Source organism: Alloyangia pacifica (genome assembly GCF_900116195.1).
Taxonomy (GTDB): Bacteria; Pseudomonadota; Alphaproteobacteria; order Rhodobacterales; family Rhodobacteraceae; genus Salipiger; species Salipiger pacificus.
In genome coordinates, this window is record NZ_FOZW01000014.1 from 22,069 (window position 1) to 43,805 (window position 21,737).

The 21,737-nt window shown below is 67.2% G+C and carries 25 protein-coding genes and 1 other RNA gene; 6 read left to right on the forward strand and 20 right to left on the reverse strand.

The genetic code is table 11. The annotated features are described in order from the left end of the window. Nucleotides 1-110: 110 nt before the first annotated feature. Both hisN and BM397_RS23830 read right to left on the reverse strand, forming a co-directional pair. Nucleotides 111-923 (reverse strand): histidinol-phosphatase, encoded by an 813-nt coding sequence (hisN, locus tag BM397_RS23825; protein WP_092429582.1) that lies wholly within the window; start codon nt 921-923, stop codon nt 111-113. 58 nt (nt 924-981) lie between these two features. Beyond that, the gene (locus BM397_RS23830) at nt 982-1,368 is read right to left on the reverse strand and encodes a helix-turn-helix domain-containing protein (RefSeq protein WP_092429584.1); all 387 of its coding nucleotides are present in this window, start codon (nt 1,366-1,368) and stop codon (nt 982-984) included. Between the two features lie 300 nt (nt 1,369-1,668). On the opposite strand from BM397_RS23830, the gene BM397_RS23835 reads away from it, so the two are divergent. Beyond that, nucleotides 1,669-2,634 (forward strand): NADPH:quinone oxidoreductase family protein, encoded by a 966-nt coding sequence (locus tag BM397_RS23835; RefSeq protein ID WP_092429586.1) that lies wholly within the window; start codon nt 1,669-1,671, stop codon nt 2,632-2,634. Nucleotides 2,635-2,637: 3 nt separating this feature from the next. On the opposite strand, the gene BM397_RS23840 is transcribed toward BM397_RS23835, so the two are convergent. Further along, entirely contained in the window at nt 2,638-3,510 is an 873-nt protein-coding gene (locus tag BM397_RS23840) for a LysR family transcriptional regulator (RefSeq protein WP_092429588.1), read from the reverse strand. 126 nt (nt 3,511-3,636) lie between these two features. On the opposite strand from BM397_RS23840, the gene BM397_RS23845 reads away from it, so the two are divergent. Together BM397_RS23845 and BM397_RS23850 are read left to right on the forward strand one after the other, a co-directional pair. Continuing rightward, entirely contained in the window at nt 3,637-3,852 is a 216-nt protein-coding gene (locus tag BM397_RS23845) for a DUF1127 domain-containing protein (RefSeq protein ID WP_092429590.1), read from the forward strand. 250 nt (nt 3,853-4,102) lie between these two features. Continuing rightward, complete coding sequence (locus tag BM397_RS23850; protein ID WP_092429592.1) at nt 4,103-4,846, forward strand: Bax inhibitor-1/YccA family protein; 744 nt, start codon at nt 4,103-4,105, stop codon at nt 4,844-4,846. 212 nt (nt 4,847-5,058) lie between these two features. Here the strand turns inward: BM397_RS23850 and BM397_RS23855 are convergent, their stop codons facing one another. The 9 genes from BM397_RS23855 to BM397_RS23895 all read right to left on the reverse strand — a co-directional run bounded on the left by BM397_RS23855 (nt 5,059) and on the right by BM397_RS23895 (nt 11,734). After that, nucleotides 5,059-5,745 (reverse strand): aminotransferase class IV family protein, encoded by a 687-nt coding sequence (locus tag BM397_RS23855; RefSeq protein WP_245696205.1) that lies wholly within the window; start codon nt 5,743-5,745, stop codon nt 5,059-5,061. Next, nucleotides 5,703-6,839: an aminodeoxychorismate synthase component I gene (locus BM397_RS23860; RefSeq protein ID WP_092429594.1), complete on the reverse strand. Its 1,137-nt coding sequence runs from the start codon at nt 6,837-6,839 to the stop codon at nt 5,703-5,705. Before BM397_RS23860 ends, BM397_RS23855 begins: the two co-directional genes overlap by 43 nt. Nucleotides 6,840-6,983: 144 nt before the next feature. Further along, nucleotides 6,984-7,331: a hypothetical protein gene (locus tag BM397_RS23865; RefSeq protein WP_245696206.1), complete on the reverse strand. Its 348-nt coding sequence runs from the start codon at nt 7,329-7,331 to the stop codon at nt 6,984-6,986. Between the two features lie 339 nt (nt 7,332-7,670). Beyond that, the gene (gene rpmG / locus BM397_RS23870) at nt 7,671-7,838 is read right to left on the reverse strand and encodes a 50S ribosomal protein L33 (RefSeq protein ID WP_007799108.1); all 168 of its coding nucleotides are present in this window, start codon (nt 7,836-7,838) and stop codon (nt 7,671-7,673) included. 168 nt (nt 7,839-8,006) lie between these two features. Then, an RNA gene (rnpB, locus tag BM397_RS23875) (RNase P RNA component class A) lies at nt 8,007-8,410 on the reverse strand. Between the two features lie 68 nt (nt 8,411-8,478). Further along, on the reverse strand, nt 8,479-9,195 hold the full coding sequence (locus BM397_RS23880; RefSeq protein ID WP_342707638.1) for an alpha/beta fold hydrolase: 717 nt from the start codon (nt 9,193-9,195) through the stop codon (nt 8,479-8,481). A gap of 274 nt (nt 9,196-9,469) precedes the next feature. Continuing rightward, a complete protein-coding gene (locus BM397_RS23885; RefSeq protein WP_092429596.1) occupies nt 9,470-10,492 on the reverse strand; it encodes an ester cyclase in 1,023 nt (340 codons plus the stop codon). Between the two features lie 72 nt (nt 10,493-10,564). Then, complete coding sequence (locus tag BM397_RS23890) at nt 10,565-10,993, reverse strand: VOC family protein (RefSeq protein WP_092429598.1); 429 nt, start codon at nt 10,991-10,993, stop codon at nt 10,565-10,567. Nucleotides 10,994-11,002: 9 nt separating this feature from the next. Next, complete coding sequence (locus BM397_RS23895; protein WP_092429600.1) at nt 11,003-11,734, reverse strand: alpha/beta fold hydrolase; 732 nt, start codon at nt 11,732-11,734, stop codon at nt 11,003-11,005. Nucleotides 11,735-11,940: 206 nt separating this feature from the next. On the opposite strand from BM397_RS23895, the gene BM397_RS23900 reads away from it, so the two are divergent. Further along, entirely contained in the window at nt 11,941-12,564 is a 624-nt protein-coding gene (locus BM397_RS23900) for a hypothetical protein (RefSeq protein WP_092429602.1), read from the forward strand. A 102-nt stretch (nt 12,565-12,666) separates the two neighbouring features. On the opposite strand, the gene BM397_RS23905 is transcribed toward BM397_RS23900, so the two are convergent. From BM397_RS23905 to BM397_RS23930, 6 genes are all read right to left on the reverse strand, one after another. Continuing rightward, nucleotides 12,667-13,407 carry a YebC/PmpR family DNA-binding transcriptional regulator gene (locus tag BM397_RS23905; protein WP_092429604.1) on the reverse strand — a complete coding sequence of 247 codons (741 nt, stop codon included), beginning with the start codon at nt 13,405-13,407 and terminating at the stop codon, nt 12,667-12,669. Nucleotides 13,408-13,646: 239 nt separating this feature from the next. Beyond that, nucleotides 13,647-15,425: an SLC13 family permease gene (locus BM397_RS23910; RefSeq protein ID WP_092429606.1), complete on the reverse strand. Its 1,779-nt coding sequence runs from the start codon at nt 15,423-15,425 to the stop codon at nt 13,647-13,649. After that, on the reverse strand, nt 15,422-16,387 hold the full coding sequence (locus BM397_RS23915; RefSeq protein ID WP_092429608.1) for a DMT family transporter: 966 nt from the start codon (nt 16,385-16,387) through the stop codon (nt 15,422-15,424). Before BM397_RS23915 ends, BM397_RS23910 begins: the two co-directional genes overlap by 4 nt. Next, a complete protein-coding gene (locus tag BM397_RS23920) occupies nt 16,387-17,199 on the reverse strand; it encodes a TIGR00282 family metallophosphoesterase (RefSeq protein WP_092429610.1) in 813 nt (270 codons plus the stop codon). The genes BM397_RS23915 and BM397_RS23920 overlap by 1 nt, the downstream gene beginning before the upstream one ends. A 158-nt stretch (nt 17,200-17,357) precedes the next feature. Beyond that, the gene (locus BM397_RS23925; protein ID WP_245696207.1) at nt 17,358-17,906 is read right to left on the reverse strand and encodes a VCBS repeat-containing protein; all 549 of its coding nucleotides are present in this window, start codon (nt 17,904-17,906) and stop codon (nt 17,358-17,360) included. Nucleotides 17,907-18,136: 230 nt separating this feature from the next. After that, entirely contained in the window at nt 18,137-18,460 is a 324-nt protein-coding gene (locus tag BM397_RS23930) for a 2Fe-2S iron-sulfur cluster-binding protein (RefSeq protein ID WP_092429612.1), read from the reverse strand. 195 nt (nt 18,461-18,655) lie between these two features. On the opposite strand from BM397_RS23930, the gene BM397_RS23935 reads away from it, so the two are divergent. Beyond that, entirely contained in the window at nt 18,656-19,180 is a 525-nt protein-coding gene (locus tag BM397_RS23935) for a peptidoglycan-binding domain-containing protein (RefSeq protein ID WP_092429614.1), read from the forward strand. A gap of 274 nt (nt 19,181-19,454) precedes the next feature. Continuing rightward, complete coding sequence (locus BM397_RS23940) at nt 19,455-20,009, forward strand: CHAP domain-containing protein (protein ID WP_425425978.1); 555 nt, start codon at nt 19,455-19,457, stop codon at nt 20,007-20,009. Nucleotides 20,010-20,114: 105 nt separating this feature from the next. Here BM397_RS23940 and BM397_RS23945 read toward each other — a convergent pair whose 3' ends face one another. After that, nucleotides 20,115-20,954, reverse strand: coding sequence for a fumarylacetoacetate hydrolase family protein (locus BM397_RS23945; protein WP_092429616.1), 840 nt, complete (start codon nt 20,952-20,954; stop codon nt 20,115-20,117). A 20-nt stretch (nt 20,955-20,974) separates the two neighbouring features. Next, nucleotides 20,975-21,721, reverse strand: a complete 747-nt coding sequence (locus tag BM397_RS23950; protein ID WP_092429618.1) for an SDR family oxidoreductase — start codon at nt 21,719-21,721, stop codon at nt 20,975-20,977. Nucleotides 21,722-21,737 lie beyond the last annotated feature (16 nt).

Here is a 21,737-nt window from a genome sequence, read left to right on the forward strand (position 1 = left end):
AAAGGTCGAGGCGCGCATGGCGCTTGGCACCTCTCCTAATAGCGTTCGCAAGTATGGCGCCCCCGCCGCGAGCGCCCCTAGCCTGTCCCGGGTCCTGCCCCCCTGCGCGCTCAGCCGTTCAGCAGCGCCAGCGCGGCGGCGTGGATCTCGGCGTTCGCGGCGGCCAGCACCTGCCCGCCCTCATGCACCTTGCCGCCTTGCCAGTCGGTGACCAGGCCGCCGGCGGCCTCGATCACCGCGATCGGGGCCTGGATGTCATAGGCCTGCAGGCCGGCCTCGATCACCAGGTCGATCTGTCCGGCGGCGAGCAGAGCATAGGCGTAGCAGTCCATGCCGTAGCGGGTCAGCCGCGCCTGCGCCGCGACCCGGCGGAAGGCCTCCGCCTCGGCCTCGGTGCCGACCTCGGGAAAGGTGGTGAAGAGGATCGCCTCGGAGAGCGGCCGCGCAGCGCGCGCGACCAGCGGACGGGTGCCCAACGGTCCGGACCAGACGGCGCGACCAAACCCGCCCTCGAAGCGTTCCGAGGTATAGGGCTGGTCGATCACCCCCAGCACCGGGCCCGAGGCGTCCGACAGGGCGATCAGCACGCCCCAGGTCGGGGTGCCCGCAAGAAAGCCGCGGGTGCCGTCGATCGGATCGAGCACCCAGGTCAGGCCGCTCTCGCCCGCTTCGCGACCATATTCCTCGCCGAGGATCGCATCCATCGGGCGGCGCGCCGCCAGAACCTCGCGCATCGCCTTTTCGGCGGCGCGGTCGGCCACGGTGACCGGATCGAAGCCTTCGGAGAGCTTGTTATCCGCGCCGAGACCCTCGGCACGGAAATGCGGCAGGATTGCCGCACGCGCGGCCTCGGCCATCTCTCCGGCGGTCTGCCAGAGTTCCTCGGCCAGGGTTGCGGAAATCGTTTCGGAAGTCTCAGCCATGATGGCCCCCTGCTGCGCGGTCCCTACCGGGTCCAGCTAGCGCAGGGGGCGCTCAGGCTCAAGCGACGTCGGAGAGAACGCGGGCCAGTTCGAACAGGCGGCGACGCTGGTTTTCCGGGATCGCGTAGTAGGAGCGCACGAGGTCGAGCGCCTCTTTGTCGCCCAAAATGTCGGTCGGCATGGCGGGGCTCGCCGGCTCGGCGGCGGCATCCTCGGCCTGATGCTCGCTCTCGATACCCTCGAAGAAGAAGCTCACCGGCACCTCGAGCGCATCGGCAATATCCCACAGCCGGGACGCGCTGACGCGGTTGGCGCCCGTCTCGTACTTTTGGATCTGCTGAAACTTGATACCGACATGTTCTGCGAGCTGCTGCTGTGTCATACCGACAAGCCAGCGGCGGTGACGAATGCGTTTACCCACATGAACGTCCACGGGATGCGTCATCGTATTTTCCTTTCACTCGCCCTGCGAAAAAACCAGAGCACCAACAAAAAAATCCGCCCGCCCACAGCAGCGGCCGGAGCCACACTTATAAGGTGAGCAAAAACTACCTTGCTTCCCGGACTCAGATCAAGAGAGTTGCGCCGCTAACGATGAGCACGGTTAATGGGTTGCACTCCTTGGTTGTAAATCCAAACAATGACTTAACGTCGCTTCCGGTGCTTTCACATTTTTGCCAAGTTCTTTGGACAGAAGCGCTTTTCTTAGGCGTCGCAGAGCGAAACCTATACCGAGGGATATACCATGCTAGCCTATCGGATTGACTCGTCGGACCGGGTTCCGAATCTCTCTCAGACACCGATTCCGGCTCCCGGAGAGGGTCAGGTCCGCCTTCAGATCGAGGCCTGCGGGCTCAACTTTGCCGACCTGCTGATGATCGAGGGACGCTACCAAGACACCCCGCCCCTGCCCTTCACCCTCGGGATGGAGGTCGCCGGCGTGATCGATGCGGTGGGTCCCGGGGTCACGGACCTCGTCCCCGGAGAGCGCGTCGCCCTGTTCGGCGGTCAGGGCGGTCTGGCGGAATACGGCGTCTTCGAGGCGGCCCGCGCCGTGCCCCTGCCGGACAGCATGTCGAGCGTCGTGGCTGCTGGTTTCCAGATCGCTTATGGCACCAGCCACCTCGCGCTGGATCATCGCGCCCGGCTGACCCCCGGCGAGACGCTGCTGGTACTGGGCGCGGCGGGCGGCGTCGGGCTCACGGCGGTGGAGATCGGCAAGCTCATGGGCGCGCGGGTGATCGCCTGCGCCCGCGGTCCGGAAAAGCTCGAGGTCGCGCGCCGCGCCGGCGCCGACCATCTGATCGACGCGCGCGAGGCCGACATCCGCGCCGAAGTGAAGGCACTCGGCGGGGCGGACGTGGTCTACGATGCCGTCGGCGGCGAACAGTTCGACGCCGCCTTCCGCGCGTGCAATCCCGAGGCCCGCATCCTGACCATCGGCTTCGCCAGCGGCACCGTCCCGCAGATCAAGGCCAACCACCTGCTGGTTAAGAACCTCACCGTCATGGGGCTCTACTGGGGCGGCTATCTGAAGTTCCGCCCCGAGGCGCTGACCGGCTCTCTGGCGCAGCTCTTCGACTGGCACGCGCAAGGCAAGCTGCACCCGCACGTCAGCCAGGTGCTGCCGCTGGCCCGCGTTGCCGAGGGGCTGGAGCTGCTGCGCAGCCGCGCCTCCACCGGCAAGGTGGTGATCGAGATCCCCGGCTGAACCCTATTCCGCCGCCAGCTCCGGGCGGCGGCGCAGGGTGCAGAACTCGCTGCGCAGCATCTCCTGCAACGGCTCGATAATCTGCGGCTTGGCCCCCGAGCCATAGAGGCAGATTTTCTGCATCCCGAGGTCCGGCAACACGCCTTGCGGGATCATCTCGAAATGCTGCGGCGCGTGTCCTTCGAGGATCGGCGTCACCGCGAGATCGGCCGAGACCGAGACCTCGATGGTCCGGTCCATCTCGGAATCCACCGCCAGTTCCCAGTCCAGTCCGGCGCGCTCCATTTCGCCGATTGCCACCGGCCGGAAGCCGCAGCGGCGCGAGAAGGCGATGCGCAGCGGCTTGCTGCGCCACGCGGTACCGTCCGGCGCGCCGAACCAGCGCAGCGGCACCTCGAGCAGCGCCTCACCGCTCTCGGCGGGCTCGCTTTCCGTGGTCAGGATCACGTCGATGGCGCCGCGGGCGAACTGCTCCTTGAGGTCCGAGGTGTAGGAGCTGATCAGTTGCACCCGCACCCGCGGGTAGTCGCGCTGCATGCGCTTCATGATGCGCGGGATCACCGGGTAGACGATGTCATGCGGCACGCCCAGCACGATCTCGCCCTCCCAGTCCTGACGGGTGAGCCGGGCGTAGATCTCGTCGTTCATCTCGACCATGCGGCGGGCGTATTTCAGCAGCTGCTCGCCTGCGGGGGTGAGCGCCACACCGCGCCCCGAGCGGTCGAGCAGCGCCAGCCCGAGCATCTCCTCGAGCCGCTTGAGCTGCATCGAGACCGCCGATTGCGTCAGGTTCAGAAAGCCCGCCGCACGAGTCACACCGCCGGAATCCGCCACAGCCACGAAGGAGCGCAGGGTCGTCAGGTCAAGATTTCGCATACATCAAGCTCCGTGATGAATTGCTTCAGGAACATTCGTTTTACAGATTTCCGTGCCGGCAGCATAACTCATCACACAGCAACATGGAAACACCGAGAAACATCAGCATATGTGAAGGATGCCCTTATGCCCCGTGATATCGCCCTCCCCCGCGCCCGCCTGACACGCCGCCGCCCCTCGCTGCTCGCGCTCCTGACCGGGTTTTTCGCGATCGCCCGCCAGCGCCGCAAGCTCGCGGCACTCGACGATCACCAGCTGCAGGACCTCGGCCTCACCCGGTCTCAGGCACTGGAGGAAGCCCGCCGCGGTTTCTGGGACGCCCCGAACCACTGGCGCCTCTGAACCCTGCACCTTCGACATGGGCAACCTGCCAAGCCCCTTGCCCTGCTTTGCTTTTCGGGCCGCTCCCCCCGGGGTCCGCACTGCCCTCTCCGCCGCCGCTCTTCCGCGGACCGCACGGAGAGGGCATTTTTAGTTCAGAAACAGTCCCTTTCGTGCTCCGCGCTTCTTGAAAAGTAGAAAGGCGCTGCCAATATCGAACCGGAACAGTTATCTTTGGACTGCACATATTCAACTCGGAGGACACGACCCGATGGCAGACTTGAACACAATCCGGACCCACGGCGCGGCGGGCGCACGCGCGGCCCAGATTGACGCGGGGCTCCGCGCGCACATGAACAAGGTCTACGCGACCATGTCCGTGGGCATGCTGCTGACCTTCGCAGTCGCTTGGGCCGTGGGCACCAGCCCGAACCTGCTTGCGGTCTTCCGCGACCCGGCGACGCTGAGCCCGAACATCCTCGGCTGGATCGTCATGTTCGCCCCGCTGATCATGGTCTTCGCCTTTGGCGCGGCCCTCAACCGCCTGTCCGCCGCCGGCGCGCAGCTGTTCTTCTACGCCTTCGCGGCGGTGATGGGCCTGTCGCTGAGCTGGATCTTCGTGGCCTTCACCGGCTTCTCGATCGCCCAGGTCTTCCTGGTCACCGCGATCGCCTTCGCCGGCCTGTCGCTCTGGGGCTACACCACGAAGAAGGACATCTCGGGCTGGGGCTCCTTCCTGATCATGGGCGTGATCGGCATTCTCGTGGCCTCGATCATCAACATCTTCCTCGCATCGCCGGCGATCTACTTCGCCATCTCGATCCTGGGTGTGCTGATCTTCGCCGGCCTGACCGCCTATGACACGCAGAACATCAAGAACACCTACCTCCAGCACGCCGCCCACGGCGACAGCGAATGGCTCGCCAAGTCGGCAATCGTCGGCGCGCTGAACCTCTACATGGACTTCATCAACATGTTCATGTTCCTGCTGCAGCTGCTCGGCAACCGCGAGTAATCGCCCCGCCAGCACCGGCATCCCGGCCCCGCCAGACCCACGGTCTGGCGGGGCTTTTCTTTGGCTTTCACGCAACGCAAAGCCAAGTGAGCGCCTTTGGTTCGGATCGCCATGCCACAAGCGATCCGCGCGCTCTGTCCGCGCCATGGCGACACGCACCTCTCGCGACGCGCGACAATGGCACAGCGCCTGCGCCCCCGGAACCGGGCGGCTCAGAGCGAGACGGGCACCTCCCCGGGACGCAGTTCGGCGGTCATCAGCCCGCGTAGCGCGTTGCCGATCCAGAGCCGTCTTGCATTCTGCAGGTCGGCAAGGTGAACCACCGCCTCGACAAAGGCCCCCTCCTCGAGCTGCGTCTCGCGCAGAACCCCGGGCAACAGCCCCGAGGAGAGCGCCGGGGTGACCCGCACGCCGTCTTCCCGCTCCAGAAAGACGTTCGTGTAGGCCCCTTCGCAAAGCTCGCCGCGGGTATTGAGAAAGAGGAGCTCGTCGATCCCCTCGGGCCGCGCCTTCAATGCGGCGTCATAGAGCGCACGTGCCGTGGTCTTGTGACGCAAGAGCGCCTCTCCTGCATCGAGCCGGGCCGCGCAGAGCATCACCCGAGTCCCCGCGAGGACAGAGGCGGGATCGAAGGGCGCCGAGGTGATCTCGATGTCCCCCGCCCGCCCGACAGTGAGTCGCAGCCGCTGCGGACCGTCGGCGCGAAACCCGGCAAGCGCCGCCTCCAGCGCAGCGCGCTGCAGCGGGATGCCGAGCGCCGCGCAGCTGCGCAGGCAACGGGCCAGATGGCGCTCGCCGCGTATCGGCCCCTCGCCGGGCTCCCAGCGCAGGGTCTCGATCAGCCGCAGGTCGGGGCTCAGCCCTGCTGCATCAATCCGGTCAGGAATCGGGCTTTCCACAGCGCCTCCTCATATTCCGCGTCACAGCTGCTGTCCTGCACGATGCCGCCGCCGACGCCCAGCACCGCACGGCCTGCGCCGGTCACCGTCAGCGTGCGGATCGCCACGTTGAACTCCGCCGCCCCATCCGGCGCCATCCAGCCGAGGCCACCGCAGTAGACCCCGCGCCGCCAGCGCTCGAGCCGGTGGATCGCCTTCATCGCCGCGATCTTCGGCGCGCCGGTGATCGAACCGCAAGGAAAGATCGCCCGCAGGAGCTCCAGTATCGTGGGGCTGAAGTCGAGCTCCGCCACCACGTGCGAGACCATCTGGTGCACCGTCGCGTAGCGCTCGACCTTGAGCAGCTCGGGCACCTTCACGCTGCCGGGCCGCGCAAGCCGCGAGAGATCGTTGCGCATGAGGTCCACGATCATCACGTTCTCGGCCCGGTTCTTCTCGTCCGCCACCAGCGCATCGCGAAGCGCATCGTCCTCGGCTGGCGTGGCTCCGCGCGGCGCAGTGCCCTTCATCGGCGCAACCTCGACCCGCCCCGCGGCATCGAGCCGGAAGAAGAGCTCGGGCGAGCGCGAGAGGATCACCTCTCCTCCGATCTGCGCAAAGGCACCGTGGCCGACCGGCTGATAGGCTCGCAGCGCGGACCAGAGCGCCTCCGGGCTGCCCTCGAAGAGCGCTTCGACGGGCATGGTGAGGTTGACCTGATAGAGGTCACCCGCCGCCAGCATATCCTTGATCTCGTGAAACGCTTCGCCGTAGCGCTCCCGCGTCCAAAGCGGCGTGACAGCGGTGACGCGGGCCGCCTGCCCCGGCATCTGCGCAAGCGCGGCAGAGGCGTCCTGCGGGCCGTCGAAGATGCCGAAATGCAGCAGCGGCGCGCCGGGCTCCCAGAGAGGCGCAAGCGCGGGCTCCAGCGCGAATCCGAGCTCGTAGGCGGCGTAGCCCGCCACCCAGTGCCCGGCGGCGCGGGCCTGCTCGAGCCGCGCGAGGGCGACAAGCGCCCCGGCGGGGGTCGATGCGGACACCAGCTCGCGCGGGCGCTCGAAAAGCACCGGCGCGCCCTCCGGCCCCGCCTCAAGAATGATCCGCGTGTCGTTCATCGCCGCACCCGATGGTCAAATCCCGGCGCGACCCCTAGCAGAGCGCCCGGCCCGGCGCGAGAGGGCAATGCGCAACAGGAAAGGGCCGTCCCTGCGGGGACGGCCCTTTCCGAATTCGACGGAGTCAGCGCAACCGCGCGGCGCTCAGTTCAGCGCGAGCTCGGTGCGGGCCGGCGCACTCGTCACGATGACCGCATCGGCGCTGCGCTCGAAGCGGTAGGAAACGCCCGAAACGCCCGGCAGGCCGAAGGTTGTGCTGTCGCCCTCCTCGAGCCGCATCGCAAGGCGCAGCGGCTCTGCCCCGGCGCGCTCGGTGTAAAAGGCAACGACCTCGACACCGGTCTCGCCTGCGGGCTGGGTGTAGACGGACATGTCCACGGTGCCTTCGCGCAGCGTGCCGCCGGCGAGCGGCTCGGAAAGGGTCAGCGACCCAGCGGATGCGACAACGGGAAGGGCGATGGCCAGAGCGGCCAGGAGGGGAGCTTTGATCATATCGGACTCTTTTCGGGTCTGCGCGGTTCGCGCCGGGAGGAAGGACCGCGACTCGGGCGGTCGAATTTCTGCAATGCAGAATCTCACGAAGCGGCGAGCCCGAAAACCCACGTGACGGAATGGCCGTCATGCAGTGAAATCAATGCCTTAGCTGCATACCACGGGGCACTTTGGCATACGAAAGCAGGCAAGTTGTTCCAATATCAGGAAAAAGCCAGATCGAACGCCCCGCCCCGCCGCGCGGCCTGATCCGCCCCGTCCCGACCGGTCCGAGCCGCAGAAACGACAAGAGCCGCGCGGTTTCCCGTGCGGCTCTCGTGATCCGAAATCAAGGAAGGCTTACTTGATCTTGCCTTCTTTGTATTCCACGTGCTTACGCACGACCGGGTCGTACTTGCGCACGGTCATCTTCTCGGTCATGGTACGTGCGTTTTTCTTGGTCACGTAGAAATGGCCCGTCCCGGCGGTCGAGTTCAGGCGGATCTTGATGGTGGTCGGCTTCGCCATTCTTCTTCTCCTGCAACGGGGGGCGAGCGCCGCCCGTGAAATCTCTTGAAGCCCGCCTTTTACTCAGCCGCGGCCCGGAGTCAACAGCTCTTGGGCGCGGAATCGCGAGGAAGACGGTTTTTCCCCAATTTCTTCCCCAGCGCGCCAGTACCGGCGCGGCGGGATGTCATGCGTGGAGGGCCTGTAAGCCGGATTTTGTCCAGGACGGGTTGCCCCGCCCCTGTGCGACCATTCCTCTAGGCCGTACGTTGCCGCACGGCTCAAGCTGCCAACCCGGACCCCTCGGGCTGAAGCGGCCCTGCGGCGATATCTCCGAAGAGATCATGCCCCGCGCGGGGTCCCTATTTGGCATTGCTCCCGGTGGGGCTTGCCATGCGGGGCCTGTTGCCAGCCCCCCGGTGGGCTCTTACCCCACCGTTTCACCCTTACCGCCCCGGAGGGCGGCGGTCTGTTCTCTGTGGCGCTATCCGTCAGGTTGCCCTGCCCGGGCATTACCCGGCACCGATGCTTCAGCGAGTCCGGACTTTCCTCTCCGGCGGTCAACCCGCCGCAGCGGCCGCCCGGCCCTCCACGCCCGGCTCCCATAGGCGGCAGCGCGGGGGCGGTCAAGCGTTGGTACAGGGAAGCGCCGCGCCGGGGCTCAGCGCGAGGCGGGCAAGCGCATCCAGTCGCGGATCGCCGCGCACAGCGCGTCGGGCTCCTCGAGCATGGGCAGATGGCCGGAGCCGTCGATCATCCGCAGGACCGCACCGGGCACCAGTTCGGCCAGCACGCTCTGCCGTTTCTCGGGGTAAAGCGTGTCCTGCGTGCCGGCGACGATCATCACCGGGATGCGCAGCTTGACCATCACCGCCTGCTGGTCGCGCCGCCGCTGCATCGCGCGCGCCTGCCGGACGAAAATGTCGGAGCCGAAGCTCTTCGCCATGTCGCGGACCAGCGCCATGATCTCGGTCTTGAAGGGACCGTCGGCGAAGCTTTCCTCGGGCAGCAACCCGGCGACGGCCTCATCGAACTTTCCGGCACGGGCCTTGATCACCAGCCGGTCGCGTTCGTCGGCCTGCTGTGGTGTGTCGGCGAGCGGCGTGCTGCCGATCAGCATCAGCCGCACCACCCGGTCAGGCGCACGGCGTTGCAGTTCAATCGCCACCATGCCGCCGAAGCCGCAGCCCGCCAGCGCGAAGCGCCGGGGCAGCACGTCGAGCAATCCCGAGGCGATCTCCTCGATCCGGTCGCCAAGATGCACCGGGGCGACCATCACGGCCATGTCGTGCGAGAGATCCGCGATCTGCGGCCAGTAAAGCCGTGCATCGCACAGGGCGTCGGGCAACAGAACGAGCGGCTCAGACATCTGTGCCATGCCCGACTTCCAACTCAGATTCCAAGCCAAATCCCGACCCGAATCCCGGACCTGTGCGCCGCGCGGGCTCCGCGCGCATCAACTGTCGTGGATGAAACACCAATTCTGTTCTGCCCTGTCGTCACACCGCGGAACTCTTCGCGGCGCCCAACGCGCCGGTCCCTGCAGTGACAGCTAGCGTAGCGGGGCGCAATTCCCAGCGAAAGCCGGAAAGCGCCCCGCCGGCGGCCGGCCGCCGGCGCCCCACGCAACCGTGATCATGCCGGGGCGCCGCCTAGCCGCTCTGCGCACCCGGGGACAGCTGCGCCGCTGCCGTCCGCCCCGCCACCTGTCCCGTGGCGAGGTGGATTTGCATCCAGACCGCCGCTTCGTCATAGAGCGACCATTCCCGGCGCAGCCCTCGCGGACCGAACTCTGCCTGGCTGAGTCCCATGACGTGCACCTGTGCCCCGGTCGGCGGGCCGAAGCGGCCCCAGCCGTCGTGCCGGCCATCCAGCGACCAGCGCAGCGCAGCGCGGGGCGGCATCTTCGGATCCTCGGCACCGATACGGTGGTGGATGGTGAAGCGCGCCGACGGGAAGGCCGCGCGCAGCCCGAGCCAGAATCGTTCCGCCCCCTCGGGTCCTCGCACCTGCTCGCCGCCGGGCAGGCAAAGACGGGCAGCCGGATCGTAGCGCGAGGGGGCGACCGAGAAGCCGCCGCCCATCATCTCCTCGATCAACTCAGCAAAACCCGCGCCCCAACGGCTCTGGTCGCCCTGCCCGGTATAGGGTCCCTGAACGTCGACCCCGGGCCGGAAGGGCTGGGTGTCCGGCTCGAGCCCCGCGAGGCGCCAGCGCGCCCAGTCCTTCACCGACAGCCCCATCTGGTTCAGCAGCGCGCCGGTGTCGCGCACCGACCAGAGGTCCGCGACACGATTGTCCTTGGCATGCAGCTCCGCCAGCATCCGAAACCGCACCGGCCGTCCGGTCGGCGCGCCGAAGATCCCGTCGCCGGCGTGGCTTGCGGTGAAATGCAGGCGCTGCGCGCCGAGCAGGCCGCGGCGCGGCGTGCCGGTGCCGACCACCTCTTCGGTCAGCGCCTCGAGGTCGGGCAAGGCCGAGACCAGTTCGACCACCTCGGTGCGCAGCGCCTCGGGGCCAAAGCCGATCCCCTCCGGGCGGCGCAGGATGACACCGGGATGCCAGCACCGCTCGATGCTCTGCCCCGCCCCAAGGCCGCGGCGCGACCAGACCCGCTGCGCAAGCTTGCGCAGGTAGTCGGAAAAATCTTTGAACTCCGGATCGAAGCCGCGCACTGCTGCCTCCCTGTCTTGGCAGGCAGCATGATCACGCTTGGTAAAGAAATCCTTTTGGTATGCCCCTCAACGTCAGTAGCCGCGCCAGCGGAACGCGCCATCCTCGGCCCTGAGCGGCGAGAAGGGATTGTGGGCGATCTCCCAGACGTGGCCCTCCGGGTCGGCAAAATACCCGATGTGGCCACCCCAGTGGACCGGACCGCCCGGACGCAGGATCTTTGCGCCCGCCGCCTCGGCTTTCGCCATCAGCGCATCCACATCCTCGGCGGAGCCCACGTTGTGCGCCAGCGTCATCGCGCCATGGCCGAGCGTATCGGGCGCCACGCCCATGTCCTCGGCCAGCGCCTCACGGGAGTATATGCCGATCGCCTGCCCCAGCAGGTCGAAGACCACCATGCCGGGCACGGTCTCGACGCGCTGCCAGCCCAGAGCTTCGTAGAAGCCCGCCAGCGCCTCGGGGTCGCGGGCGGCCAGGGTGATCAGGCTGATGCGATGGTCCATGGTCTCTCCTCAGCCGCCGACCTCGAGGATCGCGGTTTCGATGTGGGTCAGGTTGTCAGGTTCGGAAAAGCGGTGATCGGCGCCCTTCACGAGCGTGAGCCGCAGGTCGGGGCTGTCGATATGGTCGAGCAGGCGCAGCGCGGTCTCGCGCGTCACCGCCTCGTCCTCGGTGCCCTGCACCAGCCGCACCGGGTAAGGCATCGGCAGGGGGCCCCGCAGCACAAGATTCGCACGCCCGTCCTCGATCAGCTTGCGCGTCACCGCATAGGGCTCGCCATAGGCCGACGGCAGGTAGACGACGCCCTGTTCCATCACCTCGGCGCGCTCCTCATCGGAGAAGCCGGCCCAGAAGCTGTCTTCCGAGAAATCCGGCGCGGCGGCGATGCCGACGAAGCCGCGCACGTCGCGGAGCCGCTGGGTCAGCAGGCTGCCGATCCAGCCGCCCATGGACGAGCCGACGAGGATCAGCGGGCCGGAGGTGACATGCTCGATCACCGCCTGCGCGTCCGACGCCCAATCGCCGATGCAGCCCTCCTCGAAGACGCCGCCGGACTGGCCGTGGCCGGAGTAGTCGAGCCGCAGGAAGGCCCGGCCCCGGGCCTTGGCCCAGGCTTCGAGATGCACGGCCTTGGTGCCCTCCATGTCCGATTTGTAGCCCGACAGGAAGACCACGGTCGGGCCCTCCCCCGGCGTGTGGACATAGGCGAGGCGGTAGTCGGGCATATCGAGGTACTGGGTCATCGGTCCTTGAGTGTCTCGGGGTATATGTATCGGCGCCAACCTGACGCCTCGCCCGCGCCGAGGCAAGTGCGCCCGCCCCCCTAGCATCTCCGGGCGAAGTCCCGCCACACCCCGCGCTGCACCGCCACAAAGAGGTTGGAGGTCGGGCCCGTTTGCGTCACACTGTGGATACTTTTTCACAAGTCCATTTTTCAGGAGAGATAGTCATGGCAGGTTCTGCCACCAACCCGGGGATTTCCCCGCATACAACCTCCATTGCGGCGCATGACATCCTCGGTGCCTTCGAGACGATGCGCGACGATCTCGGCACGATGCAGCAGCCGGGAGCGGCGCTGCAGGTGGAATTCGTGATCGCCAACGACACCGAACTGAGCTGGCACCTCATGGGCGATGCGCTGCATGCCGGGGAGTGGCTGGAAGAGGCAATGCCGCCCGCGATGATCTCGCGCTTCCAGGCGGTCGGAGCCACCGCCCAGAACATCCGCGGCGGTGTCGGTGCCTCGCTCGGCTTCCGGCATGATTTCCAGGATCCAGCGGCGGGAACGCTCAGCGCCTTCTTCATCGTCTTCGGCGCGAGCCCCGGAGCGACCGCCGACCGGGTCGAGCTCTACGCCGGCGTCCTGCCCAAGGCCGCCCTCGACGGCATGGCCCATGACGGCGACGAATTCGTCCTGCGGGTCGGTGAGAAGCTCGAGGACCGGGGCGGATCGCGGCGCGCGCAGCACACGCACATCACGCTGGGCGATCTCGACCTGTCGCTGACCGCCACCTACTCCGGCGCGGTGACCGGCGTGGTCGAACTGGCGATCACGCGGACCGCGCAAGTCTGACGGGCCGCGCCCGGCACAGGGCAGAAGGCGGCCGAAACGCAAAGGAGCGGGGCTCAGCCCCGCTCCTTCAGATATCTTTGGGCATCCGTCAGGCGCCCCGGGTCAGAGCTGCGCCATGACCTCGTCGGAAGCTTCGAAGTTGGTGGTGACGCGCTGCACGTCGTCGTCGTCTTCCAGTGCATCGACCAGCTTCATCAGCGTCTGCATCGAGTCGAGATCGAGCTCGGTGGTGGTGGTCGGCTTCCAGATCAGCTTCGTCGATTCCGACTCGCCGAGATCGGCCTCGAGCGCGGTCGCGACCTCGTTCAGGTCGGTGTCGGCGCAGTAGATGACGTGGGATTCCTCGTCGCTCTCGACATCCTCGGCACCCGCCTCGATCGCGGCCATCATGATGGTGTCGGCATCACCGGCAGCGGCCGTGTAGATGATCTCGCCCTTGCGCTCGAACATGAAGGCAACCGAGCCGGTCTCGCCGAGGTTGCCGCCGTTCTTGGTGAAGGTCGAGCGCACGTTGGAGGCGGTGCGGTTGCGGTTGTCGGTCATCGCCTCGACAATGACCGCGACGCCGTTCGGGCCGTAGCCCTCGTAGCGGATTTCCTCGTAATCCTCGCCGTCACCGCCGATGGCCTTCTTGATGGCCCGCTCGATGTTGTCCTTGGGCATGGACTGGCTCTTGGCTTCCTTGACGGCGAGCCGCAGGCGCGGGTTCTTTTCGGGATCGGGATCGCCCATCTTGGCGGCGATGGTGATCTCTTTAGAGAATTTCGAGAAGAGCTTGGCGCGCACCGCGTCCTGACGGCCCTTGCGGTGCTGGATGTTTGCCCATTTGGAATGGCCGGCCATGTGGACCCCTTGCCTCGTCTGTCATGTGGAATATCGCGGTCTCATACCCCAGAGCCCCCTGCCCCCGCAAGCCCGACGCCCCTGTTTTGCAGGGATGTCACGCCACGCGCGACCGCGGCGCAATTCATCCGGAGCCAGGCCGAGAGCCCGTACGCGCGGAGGTGAGCAAAGGCGCCATCGCGCCTCTTGCGATGAACACCGCCGCCCGATCGGGCTGACAGGGCCGGAACCCAGCTCGCTCAGAGCGGGAAGAACAACGGGATCAGCGCCGAGGCGAGGATGCCCATGGTCAGGTTCAGCGGCACACCGACCTTCAGGAAGTCCGAGAAGCGGTAGCCGCCGGGACCGTAGACCAGTGTGTTGGTCTGGTAGCCGATCGGCGTGGCGAAGCTGCAGGAGGCCGCCACCATCACCGCCACCACCAGCGGGCGCGGGTCGATCCCGAGATGATGCGCCAGCCCGATGGCGATCGGAGTGACCACCACGGCAACGGCGTTGTTGCTCACCGCCTCGGTCAGCACCGAGGTCATCAGGAACACCGCCCAGATCAGCAGCGGCCCCGGCAGCGTCTCGAGCAGCGGCGCCACCGCGCCCACGATCAGCTGCACCGCGCCCGAGCTTTCCAGTGCCGCGCCGATGGCGAGCATGGCGAAGATCAGCGCCAGCAGCTGGCCCTCGACAAAGGAAAACGCCTCGTCGCTGTCGATGCAGCGGGTGAAGAGCACCACCGCCACGGCGATCACCGCCAGCGCGAGGATCGGCGCGACGCCGAGCGCCGCCAGCAACACGATGCCCGCCATGGCGCCGATAGCCACCGGCGCGTGGCCGCGGCGGAAGGCGCGGGCCGAGGGGCGCGAGACGTCGACCAATTCCATTTCCTCGGCGAGGCGCTTGATGTCCTCGGGCGCGCCTTCGAGAAGCAGCGTGTCGCCGACGCGGACCACCAGCTCGTCGATCTTGCGGCCGATGTTCTGGTTTCGCCGGTGCACCGCCAGAGGGTAGACCCCGAAGCGTCGGCGCAGGCGCAGGCCGCCAAGGCTGCGGCCGACCATCTTGCAGCCGGGCGAGATCAGCACCTCGACCGTGGTGGTCTCCTTGGCCGAGACCTGGTCGACGCGCTTGAGGGACTTGTTGCGCTGCAGCGACAGGAGTTCGGTCATCTGGGTGCGCAGCACGACGCGGTCGCCGACCTCCAGCGTCACCCCCTCGAGGTTGCGACGCAGCGACTCGTCGCCGCGCACCACGTCGATCAGTCGCACGCCCTCACGCTTGAAGAGCTGCACGCCGAGCACCTCGCGGCCGACGAGGTCTGAATCGGGCGGCACGACCGCCTCGGTGAAGAACTTCATCCGCGAGCGGTCCGACAGCATCCCGGCCATGGAATGACGGTCCGGCAGCAGAAAGCGCCCCACCAGCGTCAGGTAGAGCATCCCCCAGGCCACGAGGATGATCGCCAGCGGCGTCACCTCGAAGATGCTGAAGGCCTCGAGCCCCTGCGCCCGCGCCACGCCGTCCACCAGCAGGTTGGTCGAGGTGCCGATCAGCGTGGTGGTGCCGCCGAGGATCGCCGCGTAGCTCAGGGGGATCAGCAGCTTGGAGGGTTGCAGGCCGAGCGATTTCGAGATCTGCACGAAGACCGGCAGCATCAGCACCACCACCGGCGTGTTGTTCATGAAGGCCGAGGCGAGGATCACCACCCCCATGATCACCGCCATGGCCTTCTTCGGGCGTTGCTGAACCTGCGCCTGTGCGTAGGTGGCAAAAGTGTCCAGCGCGCCGGTGCGCACCAGCGCCCCCATCACCACGAACATCGCCGCGATGGTCCAGGGCGCCGGGTTCGACAGAACCGCCAGCGCGTCCTGGTAGGGCAGCACGCCCATGGCCAGCAGAAAGGCGGTCCCGCCGATCGCCACAACCTCGGTGGGATAGGTCTCGCGGATGAAGAGGATGAACATGGCAAGAACCGTGCCGATCGTCATCCATGCCTGCGCCGTCTGGCTCAGATCGAGAAAATTCATGCTTGCAAATCGCCTGTCACTGCGAGCCCGACCTTACTTGGTGCGCTCCCATTCTTAGCGCATGTATCGGCGCTTACAAGGAACCCGCGCGGCCGCGGCTGCACCAGCGCCATGCCTGCCAACATCATGAGCAGCGCCCCCCAGATCGCCCCGGTGTAGCTCTCGCCAAGGAAGAGCATGGCCCAGCAAAGCCCGAAAAGGGTTACCAGATAGCTGACTTGCACGGCAAAGACCGCTCCCGCCGAGGTCACCACCGCCACGTAGCCCGCATAGGCCAAGGCGTGGATCGCCGCGCTGGCGAGGATGGCAAGGTCGGGTGCCCCCCAGGGCAGGCTCGGATCGATGAACTGACCGGTGGCAAGCGCCAACGGCAGGGCCACCATTGCCCCCAGCGCCGAGGAGCCAGCCAGCAGTTTCACCGGATCGAGCCCCCGTGTGCCCCAGCGCCCCACAACATTGCCCTCGAGCGCGTAGAAGGCCGAGGAGATCAGCGCCACCGGGATCCAGCGCGCCATGCCGGGCTCGGGAAGGCTGGCCTCGGGCAGCACAAGCAGCGCCACCGCGCCGAGCCCCAACAAGAGCCCCGCGAGGCGGCGCCAGGAAAACCGGTCGTTGCCGAGCGCCAGCGCCAGCGGAAAGGTGAACATCGGCACCGCCGAGAGCAGGATCGAGATCAGCCCCGAGGGCAGGTGCACCGCGGCGGTATAGGAGGAGATGCCCGGCAGCACGGTCCCGGCCAGGGCCACGAAGAGCAGCAGCGGCAGATCGCCGCGCGAGAACCGCAGGCTCCGTCCGCGCAGCAGCGTCACCGCCCCGAGCAGCAGCGCGCCGAGCGCCAGCTGCCAGAACAGGATGCCGACATGGCGGTAGCCCTCGGACACGGCGGTCTTGGCCAGCGGCTGGCCCGCTCCCCAGAGCGCGCCGACGCCGATCAGCGCGAGAAAGGGCCAGGCCCGGCGCATCAGGGGCCGGCCTGCTCCAGCCGCCCGCCCTGGCGCACCATGCGCACCGAGGTCGCCTTGCCGGTGCGGTCATCGGTCTCGACCAGCACGCCCGAGAGCGTCGCCTCGCCGAGGGCCGGCTGGAAGCGGGTCTTGCCCATGCCGGTGACAAAGCGGCGCATCGGCTCGGCCTTGTCCATGCCGATCACCGAGTTGTAGTCGCCGCACATGCCGGCGTCGGTCAGGTAGCCGGTGCCGCCCGGCAGGATCTGCGCGTCGCCGGTGGGTACATGGGTGTGGGTGCCGACGACGAGGCTGGCGCGCCCGTCGCAGAAATGCCCCATGCCCATCTTCTCCGAGGTCGCCTCGCAATGCACGTCAACGAGGATCATCTGCGCCTGACCGCCCAGCGGATGGCGCCGCAGCACCTCGTCCACTGCCGAGAAGGGATCGGCGAAGGCGCGTTTCATGAAGACCTGCCCGAGCACCTGCAGCACCAGCACCTTGCGCCCGCGGCGGTCGGTATAGAGCGCGGCGCCCCTGCCCGGCGCCTGCTTGGCGAAGTTCAGCGGGCGGATGATGCGCGGCTCGCTCTCGATGTAGGTGAGCATCTCCTTCTGGTCGAAGGCATGGTCGCCCAGCGTCACCACGTCGGCGCCGGCCTCGAGAATCAGCTTGGCATGGGCACCGGTGAGCCCAGTGCCGCTCGAGGCGTTCTCGCCGTTGACCACGACGAAATCGAGTTTCCAGTCTTCGCGCAGGCGGGGCAGCGTCTCGGCGATGGCGGCGCGTCCGGCGCGGCCCATCACGTCCCCAAGAAAGAGTGTTCTCATACGGGCATGGGTACGCGGGGCGGGCGGGAAAGCAAAGCCCCTTTTGATCTTGGTGCCCTACCCCCACTGAGTCCGCGTGGCGCGCCGGGACCGCCTCCGGCGGGCGTATTTGGAAAGAGAAGAAGGGGCGGGCTGACTTTATTGCGGACACCGCTGCGCTAGCGGCAGCGCAACGCCGCCTCGGAGCGGGAACGAGACCAGCGGCCGAGGTCCCTCAGAACGAGGGTCGCGCCGCTCAACCGTGCCGAGACCAGCCGCGAGAAGGACCCGTCGGCCAGCACTATTTCGGGACCATCGCCGCAGTCGCGCAGGCCGCCCGCGATGAAGTCCCAGCCGATGCGGTGGTTGGTCAGACCGGGCTGCGCGGCGACCTCGCGCAGATGCGGATCGCCGGGATGATAGCGCACCACGCGCAGGGTCTTTGCAAGGTGGGGACGATCGACATAGGCCAGTTCCAGCGCGCCGTCGCCGTCGAGGTCCGCACCGCCCAGCGGCGCGAGCCAGCGGTGCGGCTGGCCAATGAAGTCGGTCGCCGCCAGCAGTCCCGCGCGGGAATAGAGCGCCAGCCGGGCGCCCTTCGCCAGATCGCTCTCGACCACCAGCGCCGCCCAGCCGCCCTCGGGCAGCGGCAGGACGCGCGGGGCGATGTCCTCGAAGACGCGGGTCTTGGGCAGGCGCAGCAGCACCGGGCCACCGGGTCCGTCCAAGCGCAACGCCCCCCATTCCACCGCATCGCCGAGCACGCCGTGATCGTAGCGCGTGGTGGGCTCGGCGTAGCGCGCATCCGGGGGCTGCTCGGCGCGCGCCGCGCCGAGAAAAAAGCTCAGTGCCAGCGCGAGTGCCAGTCCGACGGTGAGCGCCGCGCCGCCCGCGCGGACAGATCCGCATCGCGCCCGGTCAGCGCGGGCAGACCCGCGCGGGGATCCGGCCGCTCGGCTCAGATCTGCTTTTCCGGCATCTGCACGACCAGACCGTCGAGCGCATCGGTCACCTTGAGCTGGCAGGTCAGGCGCGAGCGGTCGGCGTCGGGCTGGAAGGCGAAGTCGAGCATGTCTTCTTCCATGTCGTCCTTCGGCGGCAGCTTCTCGATCCAGTCGGGGTGCACATAGACGTGGCAGGTCGAGCAGGCGCAGGCGCCACCGCAATCTGCCTCGATGCCCGGGATGTTGTTGTCGCGCGCGCCTTCCATCACGGTCAGGCCGTTCGGAACCTCTACGACATGCTCGGTGCCGCCAAACTCGATATAGGTGATCTTCGCCATCGGCCTTGTCTCCATCATTCGTCAGGGCGCGTTGTAGCCTTCGTCATGGGGGCGGGTCCAGAGGTCAGCGGCGCGGTTTCCGTGCAGGGAGGCGTGGGATCCCTGTCGCGCGGGCAAAGCGCTCCGCGCGAGCCGCTTCCACGGCAGCCCGGCGCTTGCTAGGGTCCGCCGCAAAAGACGTCACGAGGCCGAGCCATGCCCCCTTTCCTGCCCCGCGCCTGCCTGCCCGCCCTGCTGGTGCTGCTTGCCGCCTGCGCCGCACCGCAGCTGCCCGAGGACGAGGCACCGCTTCCGACCGAGACGGCGGCGGACGGCAGTTGCTGGGCGCGCGAACACGTGCCGGCGATCTACGAGCAGGTTTCGGGCGAAGTGCTGGTGGTGCAAGCCGAGATCGCAGAGGACGGCACGGTGCTGCGCGCGCCGATCTACCGCCGCACCAAGGTCCCCAAGCTGGTGCGCCCGCGCGGGGAGATGCGGTTCGAGGCCCCCTGCTCGGCGCAGATGACGCCGGAGTTCATCGCATCGGTGCAGCGCGCGCTCGCGGCGCGCGGGGAGTTTTCCGGCACGGTGACAGGCGAAATGGACGGCGCAACCCGGGCGGCGGTGCGCCGCTACCAGGCGGCGCGCGGCCTCGACAGCGCGCAGCTGTCGCTGGAGACCGCCCGCGCGCTCGGCCTCGTGGCCGTGGACCTTTCCGAGATCACGGATTCGCCCGCCTGAAGAGCACCGGCAGACAGCGCTTCGAGGACATGTCGCCGCCGCCGGCCTCTTGGTTCCGGACTTGCCCCTGACAAAAGTCTAAAATTTAATCACTTTTGCCGTGATCGCCGAGTGCATTCCGGAACGGAAAGGGAACGTGTAGGCGGAAATCCGCCGGTTCCAAAGCGGTCACGTTTTCTTCGATTTGTTACAAGCGTCGTGTTTACCATTCTGCCGACGAGGCCGCCGCGGGAACAGCGGCGCCGAGCAGAAAAACAAGACGCCGAGGGACACAATGCGCGTGGAAAACGCCACCTTGAAGTCGCGGGCCATGCCGGTCGCCTGCGCACTCCTGCTGATGATCACCGCCGCCTGCTCCAGCACGCCCGAGATCCAGCGCCTGTCGGACATCGAGCTGAGCCCGGACCGCCAGGAGCTTGCCCTGCGCGAGGCGCAGAAACTGCAGTCCGAGGGACAGCGAGTCTGGTGCGTGCCCTACGCGCGCAACCTCAGCGGCATCAATATCCGCGGCAATGCCGAGACCTGGTGGGGCCAGGCCAAGAACCTCTACCAGCGCGGCAAGCAGCCGGCGATCGGTGCGGTCATGGCGTTCAGCAAGACCTCGCGCCTGCCGATGGGCCATGTCGCCGTCGTATCCGAGGTGGTCTCGCCGCGCGAGGTTATGGTCGATCACGCCAATTGGCACCGCAACGAGGTGTCGCTGAAGATGGCCGTGGTCGATGTCTCGCCGCGCAACGACTGGTCCGAGGTCCGGCTCGAGAGCAACCCCGGCGCGCTTGGCAGCATTTACCCGGTGACTGGCTTCATCTACCCCAAAAGCCTGAACTGAGGCTTTTTCGGAATCTTCCGAAATGACGAACGGCGCGGCCCATGGGACCGCGCCGCGTTGTTTTCAGGGCGGGACCCTGCCCCGCACGGGGCAAGGCCGCATATGTCAGTCGTCAGCCACGCAGAGCTGCTTCTGAGTCCCAAGCCCCTCGATGCCCAGTTCCACCGTGTCACCCGCCTTGAGATAGCGCGGCGGCTTGAAGCCGAGGCCGACGCCCGGAGGCGTGCCGGTCGAGATGATATCACCCGGCTCCAGGGTGAAGAACTGCGACAGATAGGAGACGAGGAAGGGCACGCGGTAGACCATGGTGGCGGTTGAGCCGTCCTGCACGCGCTCGCCGTTCACCTCGAGCCACATGCCGAGGTTGTCGAAGTCGCCCACCTCATCCGGGGTCACCAGCCAGGGTCCGGTCGGACCGAAGTTGTCCGAGGATTTGCCCTTCACCCACTGGCCGGCGCGCTCGGCCTGGAATTCGCGCTCCGAGACGTCGTTGATCAGGCAGAAGCCCGCGACGTGATCCATCGCGTCCTCTTCCTTGACGTATTTCGCGGTCTTGCCGATGACAAAGCCAAGCTCGACCTCCCAGTCGGTCTTGACCGAATTGCGCGGGATGATGATCGGATCGTTCGGGCCGCAGATCGCCGAGGTGAACTTGGCAAAGATCACCGGCTCGGGCGGCACATCCATGCCGCTCTCGGCGGCGTGGTCGGCGTAGTTCAGGCCGATGCAGATGAACTTGCGGGTGCCGCCGACGCAGGCACCGAAGCGCGGCTCACCCTCGACCAGCGGCAGCGAGGCCGGGTCGATCGACTTCAGCTTGTCGAGGTCGGTCAGCACATCGCCCGCGATGTCCGAGACATGGCCCGAGAGGTCGCGCAGCTTGCCATCGGCATCGATCAGGCCGGGTTTCTCGGCGCCGCGTGCGCCGTAACGTGCGAGTTTCATGGGGAAATCCTTTTGAATTCTTAGGTGGTCCAGCCGCCGTCGATGACGTGGGCCTGACCGGTGGTGAAACCGGATTCGTCGGAAGCGAGATAGGCGACCAGCGCGGCGACCTCGGCAGGGTCACCCACGCGGCCCATCGGCTGACGCCCGATGAAGGCCTTGAGCGCGCCCTCGTAATCGCCGGTGTCGCGCAGGCGCTGGTGCAGCGAGGGGCTGTCGACCGTGCCCGGGCAGATCGCGTTGCAGCGGATGCCCCGGGTCACGTAGTCGGCGGCGACGCCCTTGGTCAGTCCGACAACCGCGGCCTTGGAGGCCGAGTAGACCAGCCGGTTGACCGGGCCGGTGATCGGCCCCGCGACCGAGGACATGTTGATGATCGAGCCACCGCCGTTGTCGAGCATCCCCGGCAGGAAGGCGCGGATCATACGGAACTGCGCCTTGGCGTTGAGATCGAAGGCAAAATCCCACTCGTCCTCGGTCGCATCCATAAGCGTGCCGGCGTGAACGATGCCCGCGCAATTGAACAGCACATTGACCGGACCAACCTCTTCGGCAAAAGCCGAAATAGCATCTCCGTCCAGCACATTGAGCTTTCTGGCCGTGATGCCCTCGATCTTGCCAAGCTCTTCTAGCGCGGCGTCGTTGATGTCGGTGGCGATCACCTCGGCCCCCTCGGCGGCGAAACGCTCCGCCGTGGCGCGACCGATTCCCTGACCGGCGGCGGTGATCACCGCCTTCTTGCCGGCAAGTCTTTGTTGAAGGTTCATTCTTCCTCCTCGTTCA

Coding starts and splice junctions, on each gene's coding strand:
- hisN (WP_092429582.1), bottom strand. CDS start 923: ATGGCTGAGACTTCCGAAACGATTTCCGCAACCCTGGCCGAGGAACTC.
- BM397_RS23830 (WP_092429584.1), bottom strand. CDS start 1,368: ATGACGCATCCCGTGGACGTTCATGTGGGTAAACGCATTCGTCACCGC.
- BM397_RS23835 (WP_092429586.1), top strand. CDS start 1,669: ATGCTAGCCTATCGGATTGACTCGTCGGACCGGGTTCCGAATCTCTCT.
- BM397_RS23840 (WP_092429588.1), bottom strand. CDS start 3,510: ATGCGAAATCTTGACCTGACGACCCTGCGCTCCTTCGTGGCTGTGGCG.
- BM397_RS23845 (WP_092429590.1), top strand. CDS start 3,637: ATGCCCCGTGATATCGCCCTCCCCCGCGCCCGCCTGACACGCCGCCGC.
- BM397_RS23850 (WP_092429592.1), top strand. CDS start 4,103: ATGGCAGACTTGAACACAATCCGGACCCACGGCGCGGCGGGCGCACGC.
- BM397_RS23860 (WP_092429594.1), bottom strand. CDS start 6,839: ATGAACGACACGCGGATCATTCTTGAGGCGGGGCCGGAGGGCGCGCCG.
- BM397_RS23865 (WP_245696206.1), bottom strand. CDS start 7,331: ATGATCAAAGCTCCCCTCCTGGCCGCTCTGGCCATCGCCCTTCCCGTT.
- rpmG (WP_007799108.1), bottom strand. CDS start 7,838: ATGGCGAAGCCGACCACCATCAAGATCCGCCTGAACTCGACCGCCGGG.
- BM397_RS23880 (WP_342707638.1), bottom strand. CDS start 9,195: ATGGCACAGATGTCTGAGCCGCTCGTTCTGTTGCCCGACGCCCTGTGC.
- BM397_RS23890 (WP_092429598.1), bottom strand. CDS start 10,993: ATGGACCATCGCATCAGCCTGATCACCCTGGCCGCCCGCGACCCCGAG.
- BM397_RS23895 (WP_092429600.1), bottom strand. CDS start 11,734: ATGACCCAGTACCTCGATATGCCCGACTACCGCCTCGCCTATGTCCAC.
- BM397_RS23900 (WP_092429602.1), top strand. CDS start 11,941: ATGGCAGGTTCTGCCACCAACCCGGGGATTTCCCCGCATACAACCTCC.
- BM397_RS23905 (WP_092429604.1), bottom strand. CDS start 13,407: ATGGCCGGCCATTCCAAATGGGCAAACATCCAGCACCGCAAGGGCCGT.
- BM397_RS23910 (WP_092429606.1), bottom strand. CDS start 15,425: ATGAATTTTCTCGATCTGAGCCAGACGGCGCAGGCATGGATGACGATC.
- BM397_RS23915 (WP_092429608.1), bottom strand. CDS start 16,387: ATGCGCCGGGCCTGGCCCTTTCTCGCGCTGATCGGCGTCGGCGCGCTC.
- BM397_RS23920 (WP_092429610.1), bottom strand. CDS start 17,199: ATGAGAACACTCTTTCTTGGGGACGTGATGGGCCGCGCCGGACGCGCC.
- BM397_RS23930 (WP_092429612.1), bottom strand. CDS start 18,460: ATGGCGAAGATCACCTATATCGAGTTTGGCGGCACCGAGCATGTCGTA.
- BM397_RS23935 (WP_092429614.1), top strand. CDS start 18,656: ATGCCCCCTTTCCTGCCCCGCGCCTGCCTGCCCGCCCTGCTGGTGCTG.
- BM397_RS23940 (WP_425425978.1), top strand. CDS start 19,455: ATGCGCGTGGAAAACGCCACCTTGAAGTCGCGGGCCATGCCGGTCGCC.
- BM397_RS23945 (WP_092429616.1), bottom strand. CDS start 20,954: ATGAAACTCGCACGTTACGGCGCACGCGGCGCCGAGAAACCCGGCCTG.
- BM397_RS23950 (WP_092429618.1), bottom strand. CDS start 21,721: ATGAACCTTCAACAAAGACTTGCCGGCAAGAAGGCGGTGATCACCGCC.